The organism is Ensifer sp. EB106-03-01-XG145 (assembly GCF_058792075.1).
The window spans coordinates 368,506-389,455 of record NZ_JBYTEC010000001.1; the positions used below are offsets into that span (position 1 = coordinate 368,506).

Here is a 20,950-nt window from a genome sequence, read left to right on the forward strand (position 1 = left end):
TCGCCTGCGGTGGACGCATTTCGCAATGGGGGTGAACTCCATCATGGAGCGTCAGATGCCGACCGGCATGTCGGAGGCGACCGGGTCATGTCGACCGGCTTTCTCAGGGTCCTGAATAGACTGGAGATTCTTAAAATAGGGCCAACGCGAGCGCTAAATCACGCGTCGCTTTGATAAAATTGCGCGCAAAGTTTTATCTCCGCGACATCGGCTGTCCGGATTGCGCAAGCGGAGATTTCGAGGTGCGGTAACGGCTTGGCGCGACAGCGCCGCGGGTTGATTAGCTGCATGTCTTTTCCGTAAATCGAGGTCGATTTGAGGAGACATGCAGTAGGGCGCACCAACGAAAAAGTGCGGGCCGATTTCCGCCCGCACCCGGCTGCATTGGCTGAGCATCCGCGTTTGTCGGCCTGGGACGGTCCACCCCAAGCGAACTGCGGCCTAAAGGCGCGACGCCACTTCCGAAGCGAGCGGGATCGAGGGCTGGGCGCCGCTCTTCAGGCAGGCGAGCGAGCCGGCGACGGCTGCACGGCGCAGCGCATCGGGAAAGGCAATGCCGGCGTCGAGGCTGGCGGCAAGATAGCCGCAGAAGGTGTCGCCGGCGCCGACGGTATCGACCGGCTCGATCTTCAGGCCCTTGGCACGCTGGATCTCGCCTTCGTGCACGGCCACGACGCCTTCGGCGCCGAGCGTGACGATGACCGTCTGGCCGGTCTCGGCGTGAAGCGCCTTCATCGCGTCTTCGCGTTCCGCGCTGCTGATGCCGGTCCTGCCGGCGAGCAGCTCGAATTCGGTCTCATTGGCAATGACGATATCGGCCATGCGCCCGAGGCGGGCCGCATCCGCGGTCAACGGCGCGATGTTGATGACAGACCGGACGCCCTTCTGCTTGGCTACATTGAGCGCCTTCTCGACGGAGGCTGCCGGAATTTCGAGCTGCAGCATCAGCGTGTCGCCGGGCTTCATGCCGTCGACGGCTTTCACCGCATCGGCCTCATTGACAGTCGCATTGGCACTGGCGACGACGACGATGACGTTTTCGCCGTCACCGCCGACCAAGATATGCGCGGTGCCGGTTGGCTCTTCCACCGTCTTGGTCAGGGAGAGGTCGGTGCCAGCACCCTTCAGCAGTTCCAGCGCGCCATCGGCAAAACTGTCCTTGCCCACAGCACCAGCCATCTTAACTGTCGCTCCCGCACGTCGCGCGGCAAGCGCCTGGTTTGCGCCCTTGCCGCCGGCGGCGGTCGAAAAACCAGTTCCGGCAACGGTCTCGCCCGGCTTCGGAAGGCGTGCGGTCGTGGCGATCAGGTCCATGTTGATGGACCCAAAAACAGTGATCATGTGAAAATTTCCCGTCGGATTGCAAAGTGGGCCGGAGAGTGCCCGACAGCCTCAGTCCTCGTCAACCACCCGCAGGCGCAATTGCCCGACGCGGTTGTCGACGGCGGCACGCGGATCGCTTGCTTCTTGCGTCCCGCCTTCGGCTTGAAGTTCGAGCGCCTCGATCTTGGCGCCGCGCCGCGTGAGCTTGCTGGACGAAATCAGAATATCCTCGACGTCCTTCTGGCTCATGGCGAAATGGCCCTGAAGCTTGCGCACGCGCTCGTCGAGACGGCTGAGGTCCTCCATCAGCCTGGCTACTTCACCCTGGATCAGATGCGCCTGCTCGCGCATGCGCGCATCCTTGAGGATCGCCTGGATCACCTGGATCGACAAGAGCAGCAGCGACGGCGAGACGATGACGATCCGCTGGCGATGCGCCTTCTGCACGATCGCTTCGAAATGCTCGTGGATTTCGGCGAAGATCGATTCCGATGGCACGAAGAGGAAGGCGGTGTCCTGTGTCTCTCCGGGGATCAGGTATTTGCTGGCGATATCGCGCACATGAGTTTCCATGTCGCGGCGGAAGAGTTGCGCGATCTGTTGGCGGCGTTCCGCATTCGGGGCATCCCGCATCGCGTTCCAGGCTTCCAGCGGAAATTTCGCGTCGATGACGAGCGCCGGCTGGCCGTTCGGCATGCGGATGGTGCAGTCGGGTCGTGCGCCGTTCGACAGCGTCGTCTGAAATTCAAAGGCGCCCATCGGCAGCCCATCGGCGATGATCGCCTCCATGCGTGACTGGCCGAAGGCGCCGCGCGTCTGCTTGTTTGAAAGGATCGCCTGCAACCCGGCCATGTCCTTGGCCAGCGACTGGATGTTGTTCTGGGCATTGTCGATGACCGCCAGGCGCTCCTGCAGCCGCCTGAGGTTTTCGTGCGTCGCCTTGGTCTGTTCGGTGATCGAAGTGCCGATCCGATGGGTCATGCCGTCGATGCGCTGGCTGAGGGACTGGTTGAGTTCGGCCTGCCGGGCGCCGAACACCTCGGCCATGGCGGCAACCCGCCCCTGCATCTCCGTCTGGGCGGCAAGCAGCATCGCCATCTGTTCCTGCCGCTCCTCGTCGCGGGTATCCCGCCGCCGCGAGAGCGCCATCAGCAGCGCGACTGCCACTATCAGGCCGCCGGCGATGGCGAGATGGCCCAGCGTGACCGGCAGAGTGCCGATGAAAAACAATGGCTGGGAAAGGTCGATGGGCGCTGGTTCCATGGTGTAAGCCTAACAGATTCGCGGATGTTTTATAGATCAAAACATGAACATCTGTACCGTGCGGTTAACGCGAGGCCATGGGAAACGGCCGCTGAGGGTGGCAAGGCAATTTTCTTGCACGCCGGTGGAAAGATCGGCTATGGGAGCAGCATGACGATCAAGCCGCTTATCATCCTTCCCGATCCTGTGCTTCGCCAGGTTTCCACGCCGATCGAAACCATCGACGCGGACATCCGCCGTCTGGCCGACGATATGCTCGAAACCATGTATGACGCGCCCGGCATCGGCCTTGCCGCGATCCAGATCGGCGTTGCCAAACGCATGCTGGTGCTCGACGTTTCGAAAGAAGGCGACGACAAGACCCCGCTCGTCTTCATCAATCCCGAGATCGTTGCTTCGTCCGATGAGCGTTCGATCTACGAGGAAGGCTGCCTGTCGATCCCGGACTATTACGCCGAGGTCGAGCGCCCCGCGGCGATCACCGTCAAGCATCTCGACCGTGACGGCAAGGAACAGATGATCGAGGCCGATGGCCTGCTCGCCACCTGCCTGCAGCATGAGATCGATCACCTGAATGGCGTGCTGTTCATCGATCATATCTCCAAGCTCAAGCGCGACATGGTGATCCGCAAGTTCACCAAGGCCGCCAAGACGCGCGGTGCGAAGGCGATCTGACGCCGGCCATGCAAGCGGTCGCGAACAGATCGCGCAAAGGGCACGATTTGAGGGCGGGAACCCATTGAACAATTCCAGGAAAAGCGTGAAACGGTTTTCCGCCTGGAATTGTCCTGTTTCAGAGAATGAGATCATTTCGCCGTTTCCCGTTTGAAGTGATCTGAAAGGACGGAGTTACCGCCTTGTCACTTCGCATCATCTTCATGGGTACGCCGGAATTTTCGGTGCCGACGCTGGCGGCGCTTGCCGAGGCTGGTCACCAGATCGTTGCCGCCTATACACAGCCTCCGCGACCGGGCGGCCGCCGCGGGCTCGATCTGCAGAAGTCGCCGGTGCATCAGGCGGCCGAGCTGCTCGGCATCCCCGTGCTGACGCCGGTCAACTTCAAGGACGAGCCGGATCGCCAGACCTTCCGCGACTTCGACGCTGATGTCGCCGTCGTCGTCGCCTATGGCCTGCTTCTGCCCGAGGCGATCCTCACCGGCACCAAATACGGCTGCTACAACGGCCATGCTTCGCTGCTGCCGCGCTGGCGTGGTGCTGCCCCCATCCAGCGCGCCATCATGGCCGGCGATCATGAGACCGGCATGATGGTGATGAAGATGGACAAGGGGCTGGATACCGGCCCCGTCGCCCTCACCAAGGCCGTCCAGATCGGCGAGACGATGACGGCGGGCGAATTGCACGACCGGCTGATGCAGGTCGGCGCGGGCTTGATGCGGGAGGCGATGGCCAAGCTCGCGGCCGGCGATCTGCTGCTGACCGCGCAGCCCGACGAGGGCGTCGTCTATGCGGCGAAGATCAGCAAGGCGGAAACCCGCATCGACTTTGCCCGCAGCGCTCGCGAGGTGCATGACCATATTCGCGGCCTGTCGCCATTCCCGGGCGCATGGTTCGAACTCGAAATCGCTGGCAAGCCGGAACGTATCAAGGTTCTGAATTCCGAGCCGGCATCGGGTGCCGGCGAGCCCGGCACGGCGCTTGACGACAATCTCACGATTGCCTGCGCCGAGGGTGCGGTTCGGCTCACGCGCCTGCAGCGCGCCGGCGGCAAGGCGCTCGGCGCCGCCGACTTCCTGCGCGGAACGCCGGTCGCGTCCGGCACGAGGGTCGGCTGATGCCGCGGTTCAAGCTGACCGTCGAATATGACGGCTCCGACTATGTCGGCTGGCAGCGGCAGGACAACGGCCAATCCGTGCAAGGGGCGATCGAAAAGGCGGTGCTGTCCTTGACCGGCGAGACCGTTTCGATCCGCGGCGCCGGCCGCACCGATTCCGGCGTGCATGCCAGTGGCCAGGTCATGCATGTCGATCTGACGCGCCCGTGGAAGCCCTATACGCTGCGCAACGCGCTGAACGCGCATCTGGGGCTTGCGGGTGAGCGTGTGGCGATCCTCGAAGCCGAGGAAACGTCGCCGGAGTTCGACGCGCGTTTCTCGGCGCTGCGCCGGCACTATCTCTACCGCATCATTTCCCGGCCGGCGCCGCTGGCGCTAGAAGCCAGGCGCGCCTGGTGGGTGCCGAAGCCGCTCGACCACGCGGCGATGCACGAAGGCGCGCAACGTCTCGTCGGCCACCATGACTTCACCACGTTCCGCTCCGCCCATTGCCAGGCAACGAGCCCGGTGCGCACCCTCGATCGGCTGGATGTCGCGCTCGTCGCCGGTGTCATCGAAATCCGCGCCACGGCGCAGAGCTTCCTGCACAATCAGATCCGGTCCTTTGCCGGTTCGTTGAAGCTGGTGGGCGAGGGGAAGTGGACGCCGGACGACCTGCAGGCCGCACTCGAAGCGCGTGACCGCAAGGCTTGCGGCCCCGTGGCTCCGCCCGATGGGCTATATTTCCTGCAAGTGGATTATTGATCGCCGGCTGATCCCGGGCTCCAGGCGTGTCTCGATCTTTCAGATTCGCTCGCGATTTGAGTCCTTGAAATTCCGCATGTCGTTATTGCAAAACCGCTGCGCACTTTTGCGCGACATGCGCTAGCCCGGGATCAGGCCGAAGAAGCGCTGCAGGAGATCGCCGATCATCATCGATGGCAGCAGGAAGAGTGCCGTCAGCGCCGAGGCAAGCAGGATCTGGTTGCCGGTAATCATGCGCAGGAGCCGGAAAAGCACCGCGACGCTGACGACGAGCAGCGCCAGCCAGATCAGGCTCGTCAGGCCCTGGCTTCCCGGAATGATCAGGCGAATGGCGGCGGGAATGGCCATCGCATAGGAAAGCGGGACCGAGAGCCAGTTGGTAGTGACGACGATGGGCACCACCGCGCCGGCAAAGCCGAGCGGGCGCGATAGAACAGCGATCAGCACCAGCGGCAGCAGCCAACTGACGAGATCGACGACCAAGAGCTTGAAGATGAAGCCGATGCCGATCACCGTGCCTTCAGGCATGGCCGACAGGTAGTAGAACCGCCAGGATGCCCATGTGACGGCGATCGCCGGCAGGCACCAGAGCATAGAGGTGAAGGAGCGCCAGAGGCCGCTCTCACTGAAATCGAGCCAGCGGAATCCCTCCTCTTTGCCCTGAGCCAAGAGCCAGAGGCCCTTGATATAGGCAAGCACCTCATCAAGCAGCGGCATGGCCGAACCAACTGAAGATGAAGGTTTCGTAGATGTTCGTCAGCGTCTCGAGGTCGGCGACGGCAACGCGCTCGTCGACCATGTGCATGGTCTGGCCGACCAGGCCGAATTCGACCACAGGGCAGTAGTCCTTGATGAAACGCGCATCCGAAGTGCCGCCCGTGGTCGACAGCTTCGGCTGGCGGCCGGTGACCGCTTCGACAGCGCCGGAAAGCGAATCGATCAGCGCATTGTTGCGCGTCAGGAACACGTGGCTCGGGCGTTCGGCCCAGGTGATCTCGTAGCGGACGGGCGCGCGGTCGGGCCTGAGGCTGCCGCTTGCAGCCGCCCGGTCGAGCCGGGCGATGATCTCGGCCATCAGGCTTTCCGCCGTCCAGGTGTCGTTGAAGCGGATGTTGAAGGCGGCACTCGCCTTGGCCGGAATGACGTTGACGGCGCCATTGCCGACATCGATCGTCGTCACCTCAAGGTTCGATGCCTGGAAACTCTCGGTGCCGTTGTCGAAGGGCGGATCCATCAGCGCCTGGGTCAGCTGCAGGATGCCGCGCACGGGATTGTCGGCAAGGTGCGGATAGGCGGCATGGCCCTGCACGCCGTTGACGTTGATGCGGCCGGAGAGCGAGCCGCGCCGGCCGATCTTGATCATGTCGCCGAGATGGTCCGGATTGGTCGGTTCGCCGACGAGGCAGGCGTCCCAGCGCTCGCCCTTGTCGGCCGCCCATTGCAAGAGCTTGGTGGTGCCATTGATTGCCGGCCCCTCTTCGTCACCGGTGATGAGGAAGGAAACCGAGCCCTTCGGGAGCCCTTGTTTTTCGATGTGGCGGGCGACTGCGGCGACGAAGCAGGCGATGCCGCCCTTCATGTCGACGGCGCCGCGGCCGTACATTTCTCCGCCGGCGATGTCGGCCGAAAACGGGCCGTGGCTCCAGGCGGCTTCGTCGCCGACGGGAACGACATCGGTATGGCCGGCGAACATCAGATGCGGGCCTTCCGTGCCGAGCCGGGCATAGAGGTTCTCGATATCGGGCGTGCCGACGTCCTTCGCCACCACGCGATCGACCGCAAAGCCGAGCGGCTTCAGCATCGCCTCCAGGGCGGAAAGCGCTCCGCCTTCGGCCGGGGTGACCGAGGGGCAGCGAATGAGGGTGGCGAGATTGGCGATCGGATCGGTGGGGGTCATCTAACGCTATGCCGTCTGCTTGGCCGCTGAGGCCAATGGAATGGAGGCTGCTGGTTTATCCGATCGCCAGCGAACTGTCACGCGGGATGGGGAACTGTCACGCGGGGATGCAATGCGGCGCCGCGCCTGGGCGGAGGCGCGACGCCGCAGCGTCAGCGGGCCGGGATGGATCCGGCCCGCGTGAAGAGTGTAACGGGTAAAAAGGCCCTATTCTCCGGGTGCGAGATGCGGCGCTTCGATATGGGCTCCGGCGTGCTTCAGAGGCCGCTCGCCGGTAAGCTTGCGGATCAGCACGTAGAAGACCGGCGTCATGAAGATGCCGAAGGCGGTGACGCCGATCATGCCGGCAAAGACCGCGACACCCATGGCCGAGCGCATTTCCGCACCGGCCCCCGTGGACGTGACCAGCGGCACCACGCCCATGATGAAGGCCATCGAGGTCATCAGGATCGGACGAAGACGCAGCCGGCTCGCCTCGATCGCGGCCTTGACCGGGGTGCTGCCCGACAGTTCGAGTTCGCGGGCGAACTCGACGATCAGGATGGCATTCTTCGCCGACAGGCCGACCAGCACGATCAGGCCGATCTGGGTGAAGACGTTGTTGTCGCCTCCCGTCAGCCAGACGCCCACCAGTGCCGCCATGATGCCCATCGGCACGATCAGGATGATCGAGATCGGCAGGGTTAGGCTTTCATACTGGGCGGCGAGCACCAGATAGACGAGCAGCAGCGCCAGCGGGAAGACCAGGATGCCCGAATTACCGGCCAGGATCTGCTGATAGGTGAGATCCGTCCATTCGAAGGCGATGCCCGGCGGCAGGGTTTCGGCGGCGATCTTCTCGATAGCCGCCTGTGCCTGGCCGGACGAGAAGCCCGGAGCCGGGCCGCCGTTGATGTCGGCGGACAGGAAGCCGTTATAGCGGATCGCCCGTTCGGCGCCGACGGTCTGCTCGACCTTCAACAGCGCCGACAGCGGGATCATCTCGCCGGTCTGCGAACGCACCTTCAGCTTGCCGATGTCGTCGGCATGGCTGCGGTAGTTGGCATCCGCCTGGATGCGCACGCTGTAGGTGCGGCCGAAGGCGTTGAAGTCGTTGACGTAGAGCGAGCCCAGGTAGATCTGCAGGGTCTCGAACACGTCGGTGACCGCCACGCCGAGCTGGCGTGCCTTCACCCGATCGAGGTCGGCATAAAGCTGCGGCACGTTGATCTGGAAGCTGGAATAGAGCCCGGCCAGCTCAGGCGTCTGGTAGGCCTTGGCAAGGAACGCCTTGGTCGCCTCGTCGAGCGCCTGGTAACCGAGGCCGTTCTTGTCCTCGAGCTGCAGCTTGAAGCCGCCGGTCGTGCCGAGACCCTGGACGGGCGGCGGCGGGAACATGGCGATGAAGGCATCCTGGATCGCGCCGAATTCCTGGTTGAGCTGCATGGCGATCGCGCCGCCTGACAGTTCGGGCGTCTTGCGCTCCTCGAAGGGTTTCAGGGCAACGAAGACGATGCCGGAGTTCGACGAGTTGGTGAAGCCGTTGATCGACAGGCCCGGGAAGGCGATGGCGTTCTTGACGCCCGGATGCTTGAGCGCAATTTCGCTCATGCGCTTGATCACGTCTTCCGAGCGGTCGAGCGTTGCTCCATCAGGAAGCTGGGCGAAGCCGATCAGGTACTGCTTGTCCTGGGCCGGCACGAAGCCGCCGGGGATGGCGCGGAACAGCGTGAAGGTGACGCCGAGCAGCAGGACATAGACGACCATGATCAGCGACTTGCGCGTCAGGATGCGGCCGACGCCGCGGCCATAGGCCTCCGAGCTTGCCCCGAAGAAGTGGTTGAAGCCGCGGAAGAACCAGCCGAAGGCCTTGTCCATCGCCCGCGTCAGCCAATCCTTCGGCGCGTGATGGTCCTTCAGGAGAAGGGCGGCCAGCGCCGGAGACAGCGTCAGCGAGTTGAGGGCCGAGATGACAGTCGAGATCGCGATCGTCAGCGCGAACTGGCGATAGAACTGACCGGTGAGGCCGGTGATGAAGGCGAGCGGCACGAAGACGGCGACGAGCACCAGCGCAATCGCGATGATCGGGCCGGAGACTTCCTGCATAGCGCGATAGGTCGCCTGAACCGGCGACAGGCCCTGCTCGATGTTGCGTTCGACGTTTTCCACCACCACGATCGCATCGTCGACGACGATGCCGATCGCAAGCACCAGGCCGAAGAGGCTGAGCGCGTTGATCGAGAAGCCGAAGACATACATCACCGCGAAGGTGCCGACGATCGAGACCGGCACGGCGACGAGCGGGATGATCGAGGCGCGCCACGTCTGCAGGAAGATGATGACGACAAGCACGACGAGCGCGATCGCTTCGAGCAGGGTATGGATGACCGACTCGATCGAGGCGCGGACGAATTGCGTCGTGTCGTAGACGATCTCGTAGTCGACGCCCTCAGGCATGGTGAGCTTCAGCTCAGCCATGGCCTTGTGCACGTTTTCGGAGATCTGGATCGCGTTCGAGCCCGGCGCCTGGAAAATGCCCATGCCGACCGCCGGCTTGTTGTCGAGCAGCGAGCGCAGCGAGTAGTCGGCAGCGCCCATCTCGACGCGGGCGACGTCGCCAAGGCGGGTCACTTCGCCCTCGGCGCCGGATTTGACGACGATGTTGGCGAAATCCTCAGGCGTCTGCAGACGCCCTTGCGCGTTGACGGAAAGCTGCAGATCGAGGCCGGGAACGGAAGGCGAAGCACCGATGACGCCGGCGGCCGCCTGGACGTTCTGACCGCGCACCGCATTGGCGATGTCGCTTGCGGCAAGACCGCGCTCGGCGGCCTTCTGCGGGTCGATCCAGACGCGCATCGAATAGTCGCCGCCGCCGAAGATCTGCACCTGGCCGACGCCGTCGATGCGGGCCAGCCGATCCTTGACGTTCAGCACACCGTAGTTGCGCAGATAGTTGATGTCATATTGCCCGTTGGGCGAGATCAGGTGCACGACCAGCGTCAAGTCTGGCGAGCTCTTGACGGTGGTGACGCCGAGGCGGCGCACCTCTTCGGGCAGCCGCGGCTCGGCCTGCGAGACGCGGTTCTGCACGAGCTGCTGGGCCTGGTCCGGATCGGTGCCGAGTTCGAAGGTGACCGTCAGCGTCATCAGGCCGTCGGCGGTCGCCTGGCTCTGCATGTAGAGCATGCCTTCGACGCCGTTGATCTGTTCTTCGAGCGGTGTCGCCACCGTCTCGGCGATAACGGCCGGGTTGGCGCCCGGGTACTGCGCGCGCACGACGATCTGCGGCGGAACGACTTCGGGATATTCGGAGATCGGCAGACCGGTCATGCCGATCAGGCCGGCCACGAAGATCAGGACCGAAAGAACGCCCGCGAAGACCGGGCGGTCGACGAAGAAGCGTGAGAAATTCATGGTATCCCCCTTGGGACGAGTTCGGGCAGACGGCGGGTGTGCCGCGGCGAAAAGTGTCGCCGCGCGGCGCTGTCTGCTGAGTGATGCCTAGGCCGGCCGCCTCTTCACACCAGGCGAAGAGGCACCTGGATTACTTGGCGATCGAGGCGGTCGTTTCCTCAACCTGCTGCGGCGCCACGACGACGCCAGGGCGAACCCGCTGCAGGCCGTTGACGACGATGTTCTCGCCGGACTTCAGGCCGCTTTCGACGATCCGCAGACCATCGGAATTCGGCCCGAGTTTCACCTGGCGGTACTCGACCTTGTTGTCGGTGCCGACGACGAAGACGAACTTCTTGTCCTGGTCGGAGCCGATGGCGCGGTCGCTGATCACGAGCTTTTCCTCGGGGTCCGGCTCGCCGATGCGGATGCGGACGAACTGGCCAGAGATCAGCTTGCCGTCGGCGTTTTCGAGCGCTGCACGCACCCGGATCGTGCCGGTTGCCGCATCCACCTCGTTGTTGATGAGCTGGATATGGCCCGTGATCGGCGTGCCCTCGTCCGCGGCGGTGCCGACCTGGACCGGAAGGCGCTCGATCGCGTCGCCGCCTGCCGAGGAGGCAAGTTTGGCGAGTGCGGTCGTGACCACCTCTTCGCTGGCGTTGAAGCTCGCATAGATCGGATCGACCGAGACGAGTGTCGTCAGCACCGGCGAGGCAGAGCCTGCGGCGACCAGGTTGCCGGCGGTGACGTCGAGCCGGCCGACGCGGCCGGAAATCGGCGCCCGCACCTCCGTATATTGCAGGTCGAGTTCGGCGGTACGCAACGCCGCCTTGGCCGAGCGCACTTCGGCTTGAGCTTCGTCATAGGCGCTGGAGCGCTGGTCGACGCTGCTCTGCGGCACGGCGCTGGTGGTCACCAGCTTGCGGCCGCGCTCGAGTTCGATCTTGGCAAGCGCGACGCGCGCTTCGGCTGCCTCGACCTGGGCCTTCGCCCGTTCGACGGCCGCGGCATAGGGCTCGGGATCGATCGTTACCAAGAGATCGCCCTGCTTGACGAGCGCGCCTTCGCGGAAATGCGCCTTGAGAATGGCGCCGCCGACGCGCGGGCGAACCTCGACCCGCTCGATCGCTTCGAGCCGGCCGGAGAATTCCTCCCAGGTGGTGATACGCTTGGACTGCGCCCGCGACACCGAGACCGGCACGGCCGGAGGTGGCGCCGCGGCGGTCTCGGTTGCGGCGTCGGCCTCGAAATGCTGCGGCAGGCCGAGCATGACGGCACCACCGCCGGCGACAGACAAAAGGATACTCAGGCCGGCGCCCCAGAGGGCCCGACGGGTCACTATCGATGTCATCTTTTCTCTCCTTGCCGGTTGGGAGCCGGCGCGTTGCTTTCGATGTCAGACAAGGTGAAGGGGCTGGGTGACCGCCGCTCTCGTCTAACGCACCGTCATTTCCGCCGGCTTCGCCCCCGTCTTCTGGAAGAATCGGGAGAAGATGCCGGTAATTTCTTCCTGCTGTGCCGCCCAGTTTTCCTTGGCGACCGTATTCTGCGGCAGCCATCCGGCTCGTCCCGGCAGGACGTGAGATTCAACTGATACGCCCGCCTGACGCAGGCGTTTGGCATAGGCTTCGGTTTCGTCGCGCATCGGACACTCCTCGCTGGTGAGGATCAGCGAAGGCACGAGGCCGGCGAGCCGCGTGCAGTGGGCCGGCGCGGCGTAAGGATGCGTGAAGCCGCCGCTTTGCCCGAGGTAGCGCTGCCAGCCGTCGGCGATCGATTGCGCCGAGGACTGCGGACAGTATTGCCGGAACGATTCCGTCGCGAGACACGGGTCGAGCATCGGCGACAAAAGAATCTGGCCCTTGAGGTCGGTCAGATACTGGTCACGCGCCATCAGCGCGGCGCCGGCGGCAACATTGCCGCCCGCCTCTTCGCCGGCCACGAACAGCGACGATTTCTTGTGCGCGAACTGCGGGCAGCGCGAGCGCATCGACGACAGCATGGCGTAGGCGACATCAAGCGCCGCGGGAAACGGATTGAGGCAAGCTGTGGAATATTCCGGCGAGATCACCACGGCGCCAGCCGCCGCAAGCGCCTCGGCGACGCGCTCACCGGCGGCGATCGTTCCGCCCATGAAGGAGCCGCCATGCAGGTGCAGCACGATCGGCGGCGGATTGAGCAAAGCTTCGCCGCGGTAGACGCGTGCCGTGCAGCAGCCTTGGCCGGTCTGCATCGTCTCCACTTTGAACAGTTCGCCCATCTCTCTTGCCTTCGGCCCGAGCTCAACCCACATGTGGCGACAACACGCCACGGTAGGAGAATAACATTGTCTTCTGTCTGGAATAGTCTTTTCAAACTGACTACACTATTCGTATTCTCGAACAATTATGGCTCTTGAAAATGGACCAGCTCACGGCCATGCGTGCGTTCCTCCGGGTCGTCGAAACCGGGAACTTCACGCGCGCCTCCGCGTCGCTCAGCATGCCCAAGGCAACGTTGACCAATCTCATCCAGGGGCTGGAGGCGCATCTGCGCACGAAGCTCCTGAACCGCACCACGCGCCGCGTGCTGGTGACGCCTGATGGTGCGCTTTATTACGAGCGGGCCGCGCGCCTCTTGACCGACCTCGACGAACTGGACGGCAGCCTGTCGAGCGCCCAGAGTTTGCCGAAGGGGCGATTGCGTGTCGAGACGGCGGGCGCCTTTGCCAATCTGATCATCGTTCCAGCGCTTCCTGAGTTCAATCGGAAGTATCCGGACATCCAGATCGACCTCGGCGTTTCCGATCGCACCGTCGACTATCTCGCGGAGAACGTCGATTGCGCCATCCGTGGCGGCGCACTGACGGATCAGTCGCTGATCGCCCGACGCATTACAGAGATGAAATTCGTCACCTGCGCCTCGCCGGAATATCTCAAGCGGCACGCAATGCCGCAGCATCCTTCCGATCTCGCGAAGAATTGCTCCGTTGTCGGCTATTTCATGCCGAAGACCGGCCAGCCGATGCCCTACCAGTTCCGCCGCGGCAACGAAGAGATGGAGGTCCAGGGTCGTTACAGCGTCGCGGCAAACGAGGCGACGACCTATCTTGCTGCCGCGCGCGCCGGATTGGGTGTCATCCAGGTGCCGCTCTTCATGGTCCGCGACGATCTGCGGGCCGGCACCATGGTTCCGGTGCTCAGCGACTGGCAGATCGATCCGGAGCCGGTCTATCTTGTCTATCCGCCGAACCGCCACTTGAGCAGTCGCCTGCGCGTCTTTGCCGACTGGGTGGTGAAGGTGGTCGCCCAGTCGCAACTCGACGCGGAGTGAGCCTCACTTGTCTCGTTCGGCGTCGTAGCGCTCGCGGGCCACATCCAGCGCGCCGAAATGCGTCTCGGCCCAACGATCGAGCACCAGCAAGGTTTCGCTGAGTGAGCGGCCGATCGGGCTCAAGCTGTATTCCACATGCGGCGGCACGGTCTTCTTGTCCTCGCGGATAACGAGGCCGTTGCGCTCCAGCTCCTTCAGCGTCTGCGTCAGCATCTTCTGCGAGATGTCGCCGAGCCGGCGCATCAGCGCGGCATTGCGCATCGGCCCACCTTCGAGCGCCGAGATAATGAGCATCGGCCATTTGCCGGCGATCAGCTCCAGCGCGTGGCGTGACGAGCAGGTTGGATCGAACACGTCAGGGATCGAGGCTGCGGGCGCTTTCGCCGGGCTTTCCGGATTTTCCATAGTTACCAAAAGGTGCGTAATTGTTCTTTGGTGCCTACCCTACCAGATTGTGAACCATGTGAGAATTCCAATGGAGACGAACATGGCATGGATCATTCTGATAGCGGCGAGCCTCGTCGAGATCGTCATGGGGCTGGCGCTGAAATACGCCGAGGGCTGGACGAAACTGATGCCGAGCGCGATCGGCATCGCGGCAGCTCTCGGCAGCGTCTATCTCCTGACGATCGCGATGCGAGACCTGCCGGCAGGCACGGCCTATGCCGCCTGGACCGGCATCGGCTCGGTCGGCATCACTGTGCTCGGCATCGTCCTCTTCGGCGACCCGGTCTCCTGGATGCGCATCACCTGCATCGCGATGATCATCGTCGCCGTCGCCGGCCTTCGCTTCCTGGAAGCCTGAGACCACATCGTTCGCAACCCTGCTCACGAAAAAAGCGCCGCGATCCGATCGCGGCGCTTTTTAATTGACTGAGAACTCTGCCGGTGTCGGCTTAGCCCTGGCGGTTCTTGGCGTTGCCCTTGGGCTTGGTTTTGGGCTTGAAGCCGCCGTCCTTGCTGGCGTCCGGCTTGCCCTTCTTCTTGTTGTTCCAGGGCTTGTCGGCACCCTTGGCCGGCGGCCGGTCCTCGGTATGGGCCGGTCCATCGGAATAGGCGGCCTTCTTTTCGAACTTCCGCTTCGGCTTGAAGTCGCCGCGATCATCGCTCCGCACAGCATCGTCGGAATAGGGGCGCTTCTTGGCAAAGCCCGGCTTGTCCTTGGAGAAGTTTGGTTTGTCCTTGGAGTAGCTCGGCTTTTCCTGACGCTGCTGCGAGAGGTCAGGCGCGCCGGCGAGCGGCTTCACGCGGATGCCTTTCTCCAGCATCTTGTCCTTGCCGATGGCCGACAGGAACCGTTCGGCACCCTCGGAGGTCATCTCGACGAAGGTTTCCTCCTGCTGCATGCGGATCGCGCCGATGTCGCGCTTCGTCAGCTTGCCGTGGCGGCAGAGCATCGGGATCAGCCAGCGCGGCTCGGCGCTCTGCTTGCGGCCGACGGAGAGCGAGAACCAGCTGCCGTCGCTGAAGTCCGCCCGTTCGGCGCCGAAGTCCTCGCGCGGTGCACGGTCATCGCGCGGTGCGCGTTCGTCGCGGCGCGGCTTGGCGCCGACAGTAACTTCGATCAGGTCTTCCGGGGCTGAGCGTCCCGAGCGGAACTGGCGCACAAAGGCAGCGGCCATCTGTTCAGCACCGTGGCGTTCGATGAGCGCTGCGACGATCGCCTCCTCGTCCTCGCGGATCGGCTCGGCAAAGCTGGTGTCGGCAAGCAGGCGCTCGTCGTCACGCTGGCTGACCTCGTCGGCCGACGGTGGCCGCGCCCATGTCGCGGTGATCCGTCCGCCGTCGAGCAAGCGCTCGGCCTTGCGGCGCTGGTTGACCGGCACGATCAGCGCGCTCACCCCCTTCTGGCCGGCGCGTCCGGTTCGGCCGCTGCGGTGCAGCAGCGTTTCCGAGTTGGTCGGCAGGTCGGCGTGGATGACCAGTTCGAGGCCCGGCAGGTCGATGCCGCGGGCGGCGACGTCGGTGGCGATGCAGACACGGGCGCGGCCGTCGCGCATGGCCTGCAGCGCGTGGGTGCGTTCGTTCTGGCTGAGTTCGCCCGAGAGCGCCACCACCGAGAAGCCGCGGTTGTTGAAGCGGGCGGTCAGGTGGTTGACCGCGGCGCGGGTCGAACAGAAGACGATCGCGTTTCTGGCCTCATAGTAGCGCAGCACGTTGATGATCGCGTTCTCGCGATCGTTCGGCGCCACCGTCAGGGCGCGATATTCGATGTCGACATGCTGCTTCTGTTCGGAAGCGGTGCTGATGCGCACGGCGTCGCGCTGGTAGTTCTTGGCAAGCGTCGCGATCGATTTCGGCACGGTTGCCGAGAACATCAGCGTGCGGCGGTCATCGGGGGATTCCTCGAGAATGAATTCGAGGTCCTCGCGGAAGCCGAGGTCGAGCATCTCGTCGGCCTCGTCGAGCACGATGGCGCGCAGCGAGGAAATGTCGAGCGAGTTGCGGCGGATATGGTCGCAAAGACGTCCGGGCGTGCCGACGACGATGTGCGCGCCGCGTTCCAGCGCCCGCTTCTCGGTACGCATGTCCATACCGCCAACACAGGAAGCGATGGTCGCGCCGGTTTGTTCGTAGAGCCATTCGAGCTCGCGCTTCACCTGCAGCGCCAATTCGCGCGTCGGGGCGATCGCCAGCGCCAGCGGTGCGCCGGCCGGGCCGAAGCGGCGCTCGTCACCCAGCAGGGTCGGCGCGAGCGCAAGGCCGAAGGCGACCGTCTTGCCGGAACCGGTCTGCGCCGAGACCAGCGCGTCCCTGTCGGCGAGCTCCGGGTCGCGCATCGCCTTTTGAACCGGCGTCAATTCGTTGTAACCGCGTTTTGCCAACGCCTCGGCGATCGCAGGCGCGATCCCTTCGAATTCAGTCATATCGTGTCTTTCGGATTTCGGTCGTCATGCCCAGGACGATCGGATCGTCATTGGCGCGAATTGCCGTGGCCAGCACGTCGCGGGCCTGTCATGGCGCGCTACATACGCGCTCGCACGGTTCTTGTACAGGGGCGAAGGGTCCAGAGCGGGATGAGGAAAGGTGTGCACGGTTTTCCGCCCGTATCCCGCTCCAACTTACAGGAAACGATCCGTTTGTGATTTTGGGTCGATCCGATCCAAAATCATCGTGTCTAGATTCCCGGTTGGTCGCTGCGCGCGCCGAATTCGTTGGGTCCCGGCTCACCCGGCCACAGGCAAAGCGCGATGAAAACCACCGGGCTGAGGACGGGAATGAACAGACAGAGCGAGAGCGGTCCGGGATAGCCGATATCGTGCAGGCGCTTGATCGCCAGCATGGCGATCGAGGGCAGGGAGACGATCGCCGAGATGGCGAACGCCAGTGTCCAGAGGGCCAGCGCCGTCTCGTGTTCTTCGTTGGCAACCATCCTGGCGACGATGAAGCCGCCGATGAGGAACCAGAACAGCCAGGACAGGAAGAAGGGCAGGCGGCCGATGCGACCAGAGGGGCTGAAGAACAGCCAGGTCATGCTCGGCTGCGGCCCCTCCGGTGTCATCGCATCAGTCCCGCAGCAGTTCGTTGATGCCGGTCTTCGAGCGGGTCTTCTCGTCGACGCGCTTGACGATGACGGCGCAATAGAGGTTCGGTGCCGGCTGGCCGTTGCCCATGGTCGAGCCTGATGGCATCGAGCCTGCGACGACGACGGAATAGGGCGGCACTTCGCCATAGGTGATTTCGCCGGTGGCGCGGTCGACGATCTTGGTCGACTTGCCGATGAAGACGCCCATGCCGAGGACCGAGCCCTCGCGCACGATGCAGCCTTCGACGACTTCCGAGCGGGCGCCGATGAAGCAATTGTCCTCGATGATCGTCGGGCCGGCCTGCATCGGCTCCAGTACGCCGCCGATGCCGACGCCGCCAGAGAGATGCACGTGCTTGCCGATCTGGGCGCAGGAGCCCACGGTTGCCCAGGTATCGACCATCGTGCCTTCGCCGACATAGGCGCCGAGGTTGACGAAAGATGGCATCAGGATCGCGTTGGGGGCGATATAGGCCGAGCGGCGCACGACGCAGTTCGGTACGGCGCGGAAACCAGCCTTCTCGAATTCGTTGACGCTCCAGCCGTCGAACTTCGACGGTACCTTGTCCCACCAGACGGACTGGCCCGGTCCACCCTTGACGATTTCCATCGGGTTGAGGCGGAAGGAGAGCAGCACCGCCTTCTTCAGCCATTGATTGACCGTCCATACGCCATCCTCGCCGCGCTGGGCAACGCGGACCTTGCCGCCGTCGAGCAGGTTCAGCGCCGTCTCCACGGCATCGCGCACTGCGCCGCGCGTTCCGGTGCTGACGGAATCGCGGTCTTCAAAGGCGGTCTCGATCGTCTGCGACAGGGAGGTGAGGTCGTGGTTCGTCATCGGAATTCCTTAAAGTTCGGCGGTTATCCTGCGAAAGCTCTACTGCATAATTCCTCAAATCGGAATCGATTTAAGGACAAAAATACGCAGCAGATCTAGGTGCTGCAGCGATCTTGACACGTCTTGGCGGACGTGTGGCGCTGTAGAAGCCGGTCCTGAAAAGTTGAAGGGCTTTTCAGGCCGATGCGCTTGCCCGGGGTTGGCAAATCCGGGCGATTCCTGCACTACAGCGCCGCGCACCCGTTCGGGACGCGCAAGGGGCGCGCAGCGCAGTGGTGCGCTTGCAACCTTCATGACCGAGGATTGAGGATAGGACGCGTCTGGCCGAGATGCCGATTGTCCGGAACGCGACGAGAAAGACGACACGATGGCACGCATGAAGAAGCGCGCACTGCGCCGCAAGGACGGGGTCTGGGATCCACTGGCCGACAGCTCGCAGAGCCGGCAGCGAGCGCAGACGGTCCCGATCACGCCGCAATCGGCATCGCCCTCCTATCGCCTCGCCTATATCGACGACGATTTCCTTTGCCGCGAGGAACTGCGCCCGGTCCGTCTGCAGCTCGAACTCATGAAGACCGAGATGATGCTGGAAGAACGCGGCATCAATTCCACCATAGTGATGTTCGGCGGTGCCCGCATTCCCGAGCCCGGCGGTGATGCCTGGGCGGCAAAGAACGAGACCCAGCGCAAGAACCTCGAGGCGGCCTCGGTCTATTACGAGGAAGCGCGCAAGTTCGCGCGGCTCTGCTCCGAGCATTCGGCCAAGCTGCACCACAAGGAATATGTGGTCGTCACCGGCGGCGGACCTGGCGTGATGGAGGCGGGCAACCGCGGCGCCCACGATGTCGGTGCACCGTCGATCGGCCTCAACATCGTGCTGCCGCATGAGCAGGCGCCGAACCGCTTCGTGACGCCGGAACTGTCGTTCAACTTCCACTACTTCGCCATCCGCAAGATGCACTTCCTCTTGCGTGCCAAGGCCGTCACCGTCTTCCCCGGTGGCTTCGGCACGCTCGACGAGCTCTTTGAAACGATGACGCTGATGCAGACCGGACGTCTGGCGCTGGTGCCGCTCATTCTCTTCGGCGAAAAGTTCTGGCGTTCGATCGTCAACTTCGAGGCGCTTGCCGAGTTTGGCACGATCGCACCCAATGACATCGATCTGGTACACTTTGTCGAAACGGCGGACGAAGCCTGGGAGATCATTGCCCGCTTCTACGAAACCGTCGATCCGAAGTCGGTGCCGATGGCGAACGGGCGGCGCTAGGCGCGGCGTTCAATAATGCACATAGCCCCTTGCGCGGGTTGCAAGGGGCTATGGGTCAGGCAGGAGCCTCTCCACCGGGCGGTGGAAAGAGGGGGATGCTCCCGTCAGATCTTCTTGGTGAAGTCGGCTGCGTCGATGACACCGTCACCGTTCTTGTCTCGCCGCTTGAACATGGTCTCGGCGGCGCTCGAAACTTCGCTCGCGCTGAGCGAGCCATTGCCATCGGTGTCGATGCGTTTGAAGGCCTTCGGCCTGAGACCCGGCAGCATCGTTGGGCGAACTTCCTTGACCTTGGCAAGGGCCGCTTCGCGCTCGGTGCCAGTCTTGTCCTTGGCCTCTTTCCAGGCCTTGCGTGCCTCGCGGAAGGCTTCGCGTTTGGCCTTCATCTCATCGGCGCTGATCTGGCCATCGCCATTGGTGTCGAAGGTTTTGAAGTTGTCGGAGATCCGCGCCTGGAACTCGGCGAGCGAAACCTTCTGGTCCTTGTCGGTGTCGAGCCGCTGGATCATGCGCTCGCCCCGTTGCTCGGGCGTCATCTTTTCGCGCGCGGCAAAAGAGGGGCCGGCCATGCCGGTGACGGCGACTGAGAGCGCGGTCACGGTAAGGATCAGGATCTTGTTCGGCATCATGCTTCCTTTCGATCGGGTTGTCCCTGATCGAAAGGATAGCCGGTGAAGAGCGCCGTTCCAGTTAAACTTTGGTAATTTAAGTCATTGGCCGCAAAGAGGTTTTTTGCTGGCCAAATTGTGTCGGTCAGAGATCGGACAGGACGTGGCGCAGGAAGCCGGTGAGGTCCTCCGTCACGTAGTCGATCTGCTCATCCGTATCGTTCGACTTCTCCCAGGACTCCGCAAACGTGTATTCGAGGTTGTGCGGCACCAGCAGCACCGTCTTCATGCCGAGCGCCTTCGGCACCAGGAGGTTGCGCGGCAGGTCCTCGAACATCACGGCGTTCCGGGTGTCGACCCGGTGCAGGCTCATGAACTTGTCATAGGTCTCACCAGCCGGCTTCGGCACGAAATCGGCGGCAACGATGTCGAAGATGTCGTCGAAATGGTCGAGGATCCCGAGCGCTCGCGCCGTCATCTGCGCATGCGCGACACTGCCGTTGGTGAAGATGAACTTGCGGCCTGGAAGCGACTTGATGGCTTCGCCGAGTGCCGGATCCGGCGGCACGATCGAGTAGTCGATCGCATGCGCCTGCTCGAGGAACTCGTTCGGGTCGATGCCGTGGTGGATCATCAAACCTTTGAGCGTCGTGCCGTGGTCGCGGTAGTAGTCTTTCTGCAGCTTCTTCGCATCGGCCGGGTCCAGCGACAAAAGCTTCGCCACATAGGCCGTCATGTTGCGGTCGATTTGCGCAAACAGGTTGACGTGGTGCGGATAGAGCGTGTTGTCGAGGTCGAAGACCCAGTCGGTGACATGGGCGAAGTCGGATTGGTTCGGCAGGCGGTTGAGCTTTTTCATGACCGCCTTATGACATGGGGAAAGGTGGCGGCAAATGAGAAAAATGCAAATCGCTGCTCGGGCCGCAATGCTGGCGCATAGAATTCCACTTTGAATTGTCAAACCGGCGTGGCATCTTCCGGCGCGCGGTTTTGGCTCGGGGGAAT

General features: G+C 63.5%; 19 protein-coding genes. 6 read left to right on the forward strand and 13 right to left on the reverse strand.

Features of this window, described 5'->3' with window-relative positions; genetic code table 11:
* Positions 1-441: 441 nt before the first annotated feature.
* Positions 442-1,341, reverse strand: coding sequence for a ribokinase (locus AC3WWH_RS01850; RefSeq protein WP_058323644.1), 900 nt, complete (start codon positions 1,339-1,341; stop codon positions 442-444).
* A 51-nt stretch (positions 1,342-1,392) separates the two neighbouring features.
* Positions 1,393-2,586 (reverse strand): DNA recombination protein RmuC, encoded by a 1,194-nt coding sequence (locus tag AC3WWH_RS01855; RefSeq protein ID WP_058323643.1) that lies wholly within the window; start codon positions 2,584-2,586, stop codon positions 1,393-1,395.
* A gap of 150 nt (positions 2,587-2,736) precedes the next feature.
* Between AC3WWH_RS01855 and def the strand changes: the two genes are divergently transcribed.
* The 3 genes from def (at position 2,737) to truA (ending at position 5,122) form a co-directional block, all read left to right on the forward strand.
* Positions 2,737-3,261 carry a peptide deformylase gene (def, locus tag AC3WWH_RS01860; RefSeq protein WP_057248030.1) on the forward strand — a complete coding sequence of 175 codons (525 nt, stop codon included), beginning with the start codon at positions 2,737-2,739 and terminating at the stop codon, positions 3,259-3,261.
* Positions 3,262-3,443: 182 nt separating this feature from the next.
* Complete coding sequence (gene fmt / locus AC3WWH_RS01865) at positions 3,444-4,379, forward strand: methionyl-tRNA formyltransferase (protein ID WP_058323642.1); 936 nt, start codon at positions 3,444-3,446, stop codon at positions 4,377-4,379.
* On the forward strand, positions 4,379-5,122 hold the full coding sequence (truA, locus tag AC3WWH_RS01870) for a tRNA pseudouridine(38-40) synthase TruA (RefSeq protein ID WP_058323641.1): 744 nt from the start codon (positions 4,379-4,381) through the stop codon (positions 5,120-5,122). The genes fmt and truA overlap by 1 nt, the downstream gene beginning before the upstream one ends.
* 120 nt (positions 5,123-5,242) lie before the next feature.
* On the opposite strand, the gene AC3WWH_RS01875 is transcribed toward truA, so the two are convergent.
* From AC3WWH_RS01875 to AC3WWH_RS01895, 5 genes are all read right to left on the reverse strand, one after another.
* Complete coding sequence (locus AC3WWH_RS01875; protein WP_058323640.1) at positions 5,243-5,839, reverse strand: hypothetical protein; 597 nt, start codon at positions 5,837-5,839, stop codon at positions 5,243-5,245.
* Complete coding sequence (gene dapE / locus AC3WWH_RS01880; RefSeq protein ID WP_113398440.1) at positions 5,826-7,019, reverse strand: succinyl-diaminopimelate desuccinylase; 1,194 nt, start codon at positions 7,017-7,019, stop codon at positions 5,826-5,828. Before dapE ends, AC3WWH_RS01875 begins: the two co-directional genes overlap by 14 nt.
* Before the next feature lie 207 nt (positions 7,020-7,226).
* Positions 7,227-10,412: an efflux RND transporter permease subunit gene (locus AC3WWH_RS01885; protein WP_058323639.1), complete on the reverse strand. Its 3,186-nt coding sequence runs from the start codon at positions 10,410-10,412 to the stop codon at positions 7,227-7,229.
* Between the two features lie 130 nt (positions 10,413-10,542).
* Positions 10,543-11,745, reverse strand: coding sequence for an efflux RND transporter periplasmic adaptor subunit (locus AC3WWH_RS01890; RefSeq protein ID WP_058323638.1), 1,203 nt, complete (start codon positions 11,743-11,745; stop codon positions 10,543-10,545).
* An 84-nt stretch (positions 11,746-11,829) separates the two neighbouring features.
* Entirely contained in the window at positions 11,830-12,654 is an 825-nt protein-coding gene (locus AC3WWH_RS01895; RefSeq protein ID WP_058323637.1) for an alpha/beta hydrolase fold domain-containing protein, read from the reverse strand.
* A 140-nt stretch (positions 12,655-12,794) separates the two neighbouring features.
* On the opposite strand from AC3WWH_RS01895, the gene AC3WWH_RS01900 reads away from it, so the two are divergent.
* On the forward strand, positions 12,795-13,706 hold the full coding sequence (locus tag AC3WWH_RS01900) for a LysR family transcriptional regulator (protein WP_058323636.1): 912 nt from the start codon (positions 12,795-12,797) through the stop codon (positions 13,704-13,706).
* Between the two features lie 3 nt (positions 13,707-13,709).
* Here the strand turns inward: AC3WWH_RS01900 and AC3WWH_RS01905 are convergent, their stop codons facing one another.
* Positions 13,710-14,111 carry a winged helix-turn-helix transcriptional regulator gene (locus AC3WWH_RS01905; RefSeq protein ID WP_058323635.1) on the reverse strand — a complete coding sequence of 134 codons (402 nt, stop codon included), beginning with the start codon at positions 14,109-14,111 and terminating at the stop codon, positions 13,710-13,712.
* Between the two features lie 82 nt (positions 14,112-14,193).
* On the opposite strand from AC3WWH_RS01905, the gene AC3WWH_RS01910 reads away from it, so the two are divergent.
* Complete coding sequence (locus tag AC3WWH_RS01910) at positions 14,194-14,511, forward strand: DMT family transporter (RefSeq protein WP_058323709.1); 318 nt, start codon at positions 14,194-14,196, stop codon at positions 14,509-14,511.
* Between the two features lie 91 nt (positions 14,512-14,602).
* On the opposite strand, the gene AC3WWH_RS01915 is transcribed toward AC3WWH_RS01910, so the two are convergent.
* From AC3WWH_RS01915 to dapD, 3 genes are all read right to left on the reverse strand, one after another.
* On the reverse strand, positions 14,603-16,573 hold the full coding sequence (locus AC3WWH_RS01915; protein WP_057248040.1) for a DEAD/DEAH box helicase: 1,971 nt from the start codon (positions 16,571-16,573) through the stop codon (positions 14,603-14,605).
* A gap of 251 nt (positions 16,574-16,824) precedes the next feature.
* Positions 16,825-17,208 (reverse strand): DUF805 domain-containing protein, encoded by a 384-nt coding sequence (locus tag AC3WWH_RS01920; protein ID WP_057248041.1) that lies wholly within the window; start codon positions 17,206-17,208, stop codon positions 16,825-16,827.
* 4 nt (positions 17,209-17,212) lie between these two features.
* Positions 17,213-18,070, reverse strand: a complete 858-nt coding sequence (gene dapD / locus AC3WWH_RS01925) for a 2,3,4,5-tetrahydropyridine-2,6-dicarboxylate N-succinyltransferase (RefSeq protein ID WP_057248042.1) — start codon at positions 18,068-18,070, stop codon at positions 17,213-17,215.
* Between the two features lie 367 nt (positions 18,071-18,437).
* Between dapD and AC3WWH_RS01930 the strand changes: the two genes are divergently transcribed.
* Positions 18,438-19,337, forward strand: coding sequence for an LOG family protein (locus AC3WWH_RS01930; RefSeq protein ID WP_057248043.1), 900 nt, complete (start codon positions 18,438-18,440; stop codon positions 19,335-19,337).
* A gap of 104 nt (positions 19,338-19,441) precedes the next feature.
* Here AC3WWH_RS01930 and AC3WWH_RS01935 read toward each other — a convergent pair whose 3' ends face one another.
* Positions 19,442-19,963 carry an EF-hand domain-containing protein gene (locus AC3WWH_RS01935; protein ID WP_162261268.1) on the reverse strand — a complete coding sequence of 174 codons (522 nt, stop codon included), beginning with the start codon at positions 19,961-19,963 and terminating at the stop codon, positions 19,442-19,444.
* 127 nt (positions 19,964-20,090) lie between these two features.
* Positions 20,091-20,804, reverse strand: a complete 714-nt coding sequence (locus AC3WWH_RS01940) for a pyrimidine 5'-nucleotidase (RefSeq protein ID WP_082615700.1) — start codon at positions 20,802-20,804, stop codon at positions 20,091-20,093.
* Positions 20,805-20,950 lie beyond the last annotated feature (146 nt).

Coding starts and splice junctions, on each gene's coding strand:
- AC3WWH_RS01875 (WP_058323640.1), bottom strand. CDS start 5,839: ATGCCGCTGCTTGATGAGGTGCTTGCCTATATCAAGGGCCTCTGGCTC.
- AC3WWH_RS01910 (WP_058323709.1), top strand. CDS start 14,194: ATGGCATGGATCATTCTGATAGCGGCGAGCCTCGTCGAGATCGTCATG.
- AC3WWH_RS01855 (WP_058323643.1), bottom strand. CDS start 2,586: ATGGAACCAGCGCCCATCGACCTTTCCCAGCCATTGTTTTTCATCGGC.
- AC3WWH_RS01915 (WP_057248040.1), bottom strand. CDS start 16,573: ATGACTGAATTCGAAGGGATCGCGCCTGCGATCGCCGAGGCGTTGGCA.
- AC3WWH_RS01905 (WP_058323635.1), bottom strand. CDS start 14,111: ATGGAAAATCCGGAAAGCCCGGCGAAAGCGCCCGCAGCCTCGATCCCT.
- def (WP_057248030.1), top strand. CDS start 2,737: ATGACGATCAAGCCGCTTATCATCCTTCCCGATCCTGTGCTTCGCCAG.
- AC3WWH_RS01890 (WP_058323638.1), bottom strand. CDS start 11,745: ATGACATCGATAGTGACCCGTCGGGCCCTCTGGGGCGCCGGCCTGAGT.
- dapE (WP_113398440.1), bottom strand. CDS start 7,019: ATGACCCCCACCGATCCGATCGCCAATCTCGCCACCCTCATTCGCTGC.
- AC3WWH_RS01930 (WP_057248043.1), top strand. CDS start 18,438: ATGGCACGCATGAAGAAGCGCGCACTGCGCCGCAAGGACGGGGTCTGG.
- AC3WWH_RS01895 (WP_058323637.1), bottom strand. CDS start 12,654: ATGGGCGAACTGTTCAAAGTGGAGACGATGCAGACCGGCCAAGGCTGC.
- AC3WWH_RS01940 (WP_082615700.1), bottom strand. CDS start 20,804: ATGAAAAAGCTCAACCGCCTGCCGAACCAATCCGACTTCGCCCATGTC.
- AC3WWH_RS01885 (WP_058323639.1), bottom strand. CDS start 10,412: ATGAATTTCTCACGCTTCTTCGTCGACCGCCCGGTCTTCGCGGGCGTT.
- AC3WWH_RS01935 (WP_162261268.1), bottom strand. CDS start 19,963: ATGCCGAACAAGATCCTGATCCTTACCGTGACCGCGCTCTCAGTCGCC.
- truA (WP_058323641.1), top strand. CDS start 4,379: ATGCCGCGGTTCAAGCTGACCGTCGAATATGACGGCTCCGACTATGTC.
- dapD (WP_057248042.1), bottom strand. CDS start 18,070: ATGACGAACCACGACCTCACCTCCCTGTCGCAGACGATCGAGACCGCC.
- AC3WWH_RS01920 (WP_057248041.1), bottom strand. CDS start 17,208: ATGACACCGGAGGGGCCGCAGCCGAGCATGACCTGGCTGTTCTTCAGC.
- AC3WWH_RS01850 (WP_058323644.1), bottom strand. CDS start 1,341: ATGATCACTGTTTTTGGGTCCATCAACATGGACCTGATCGCCACGACC.
- AC3WWH_RS01900 (WP_058323636.1), top strand. CDS start 12,795: ATGGACCAGCTCACGGCCATGCGTGCGTTCCTCCGGGTCGTCGAAACC.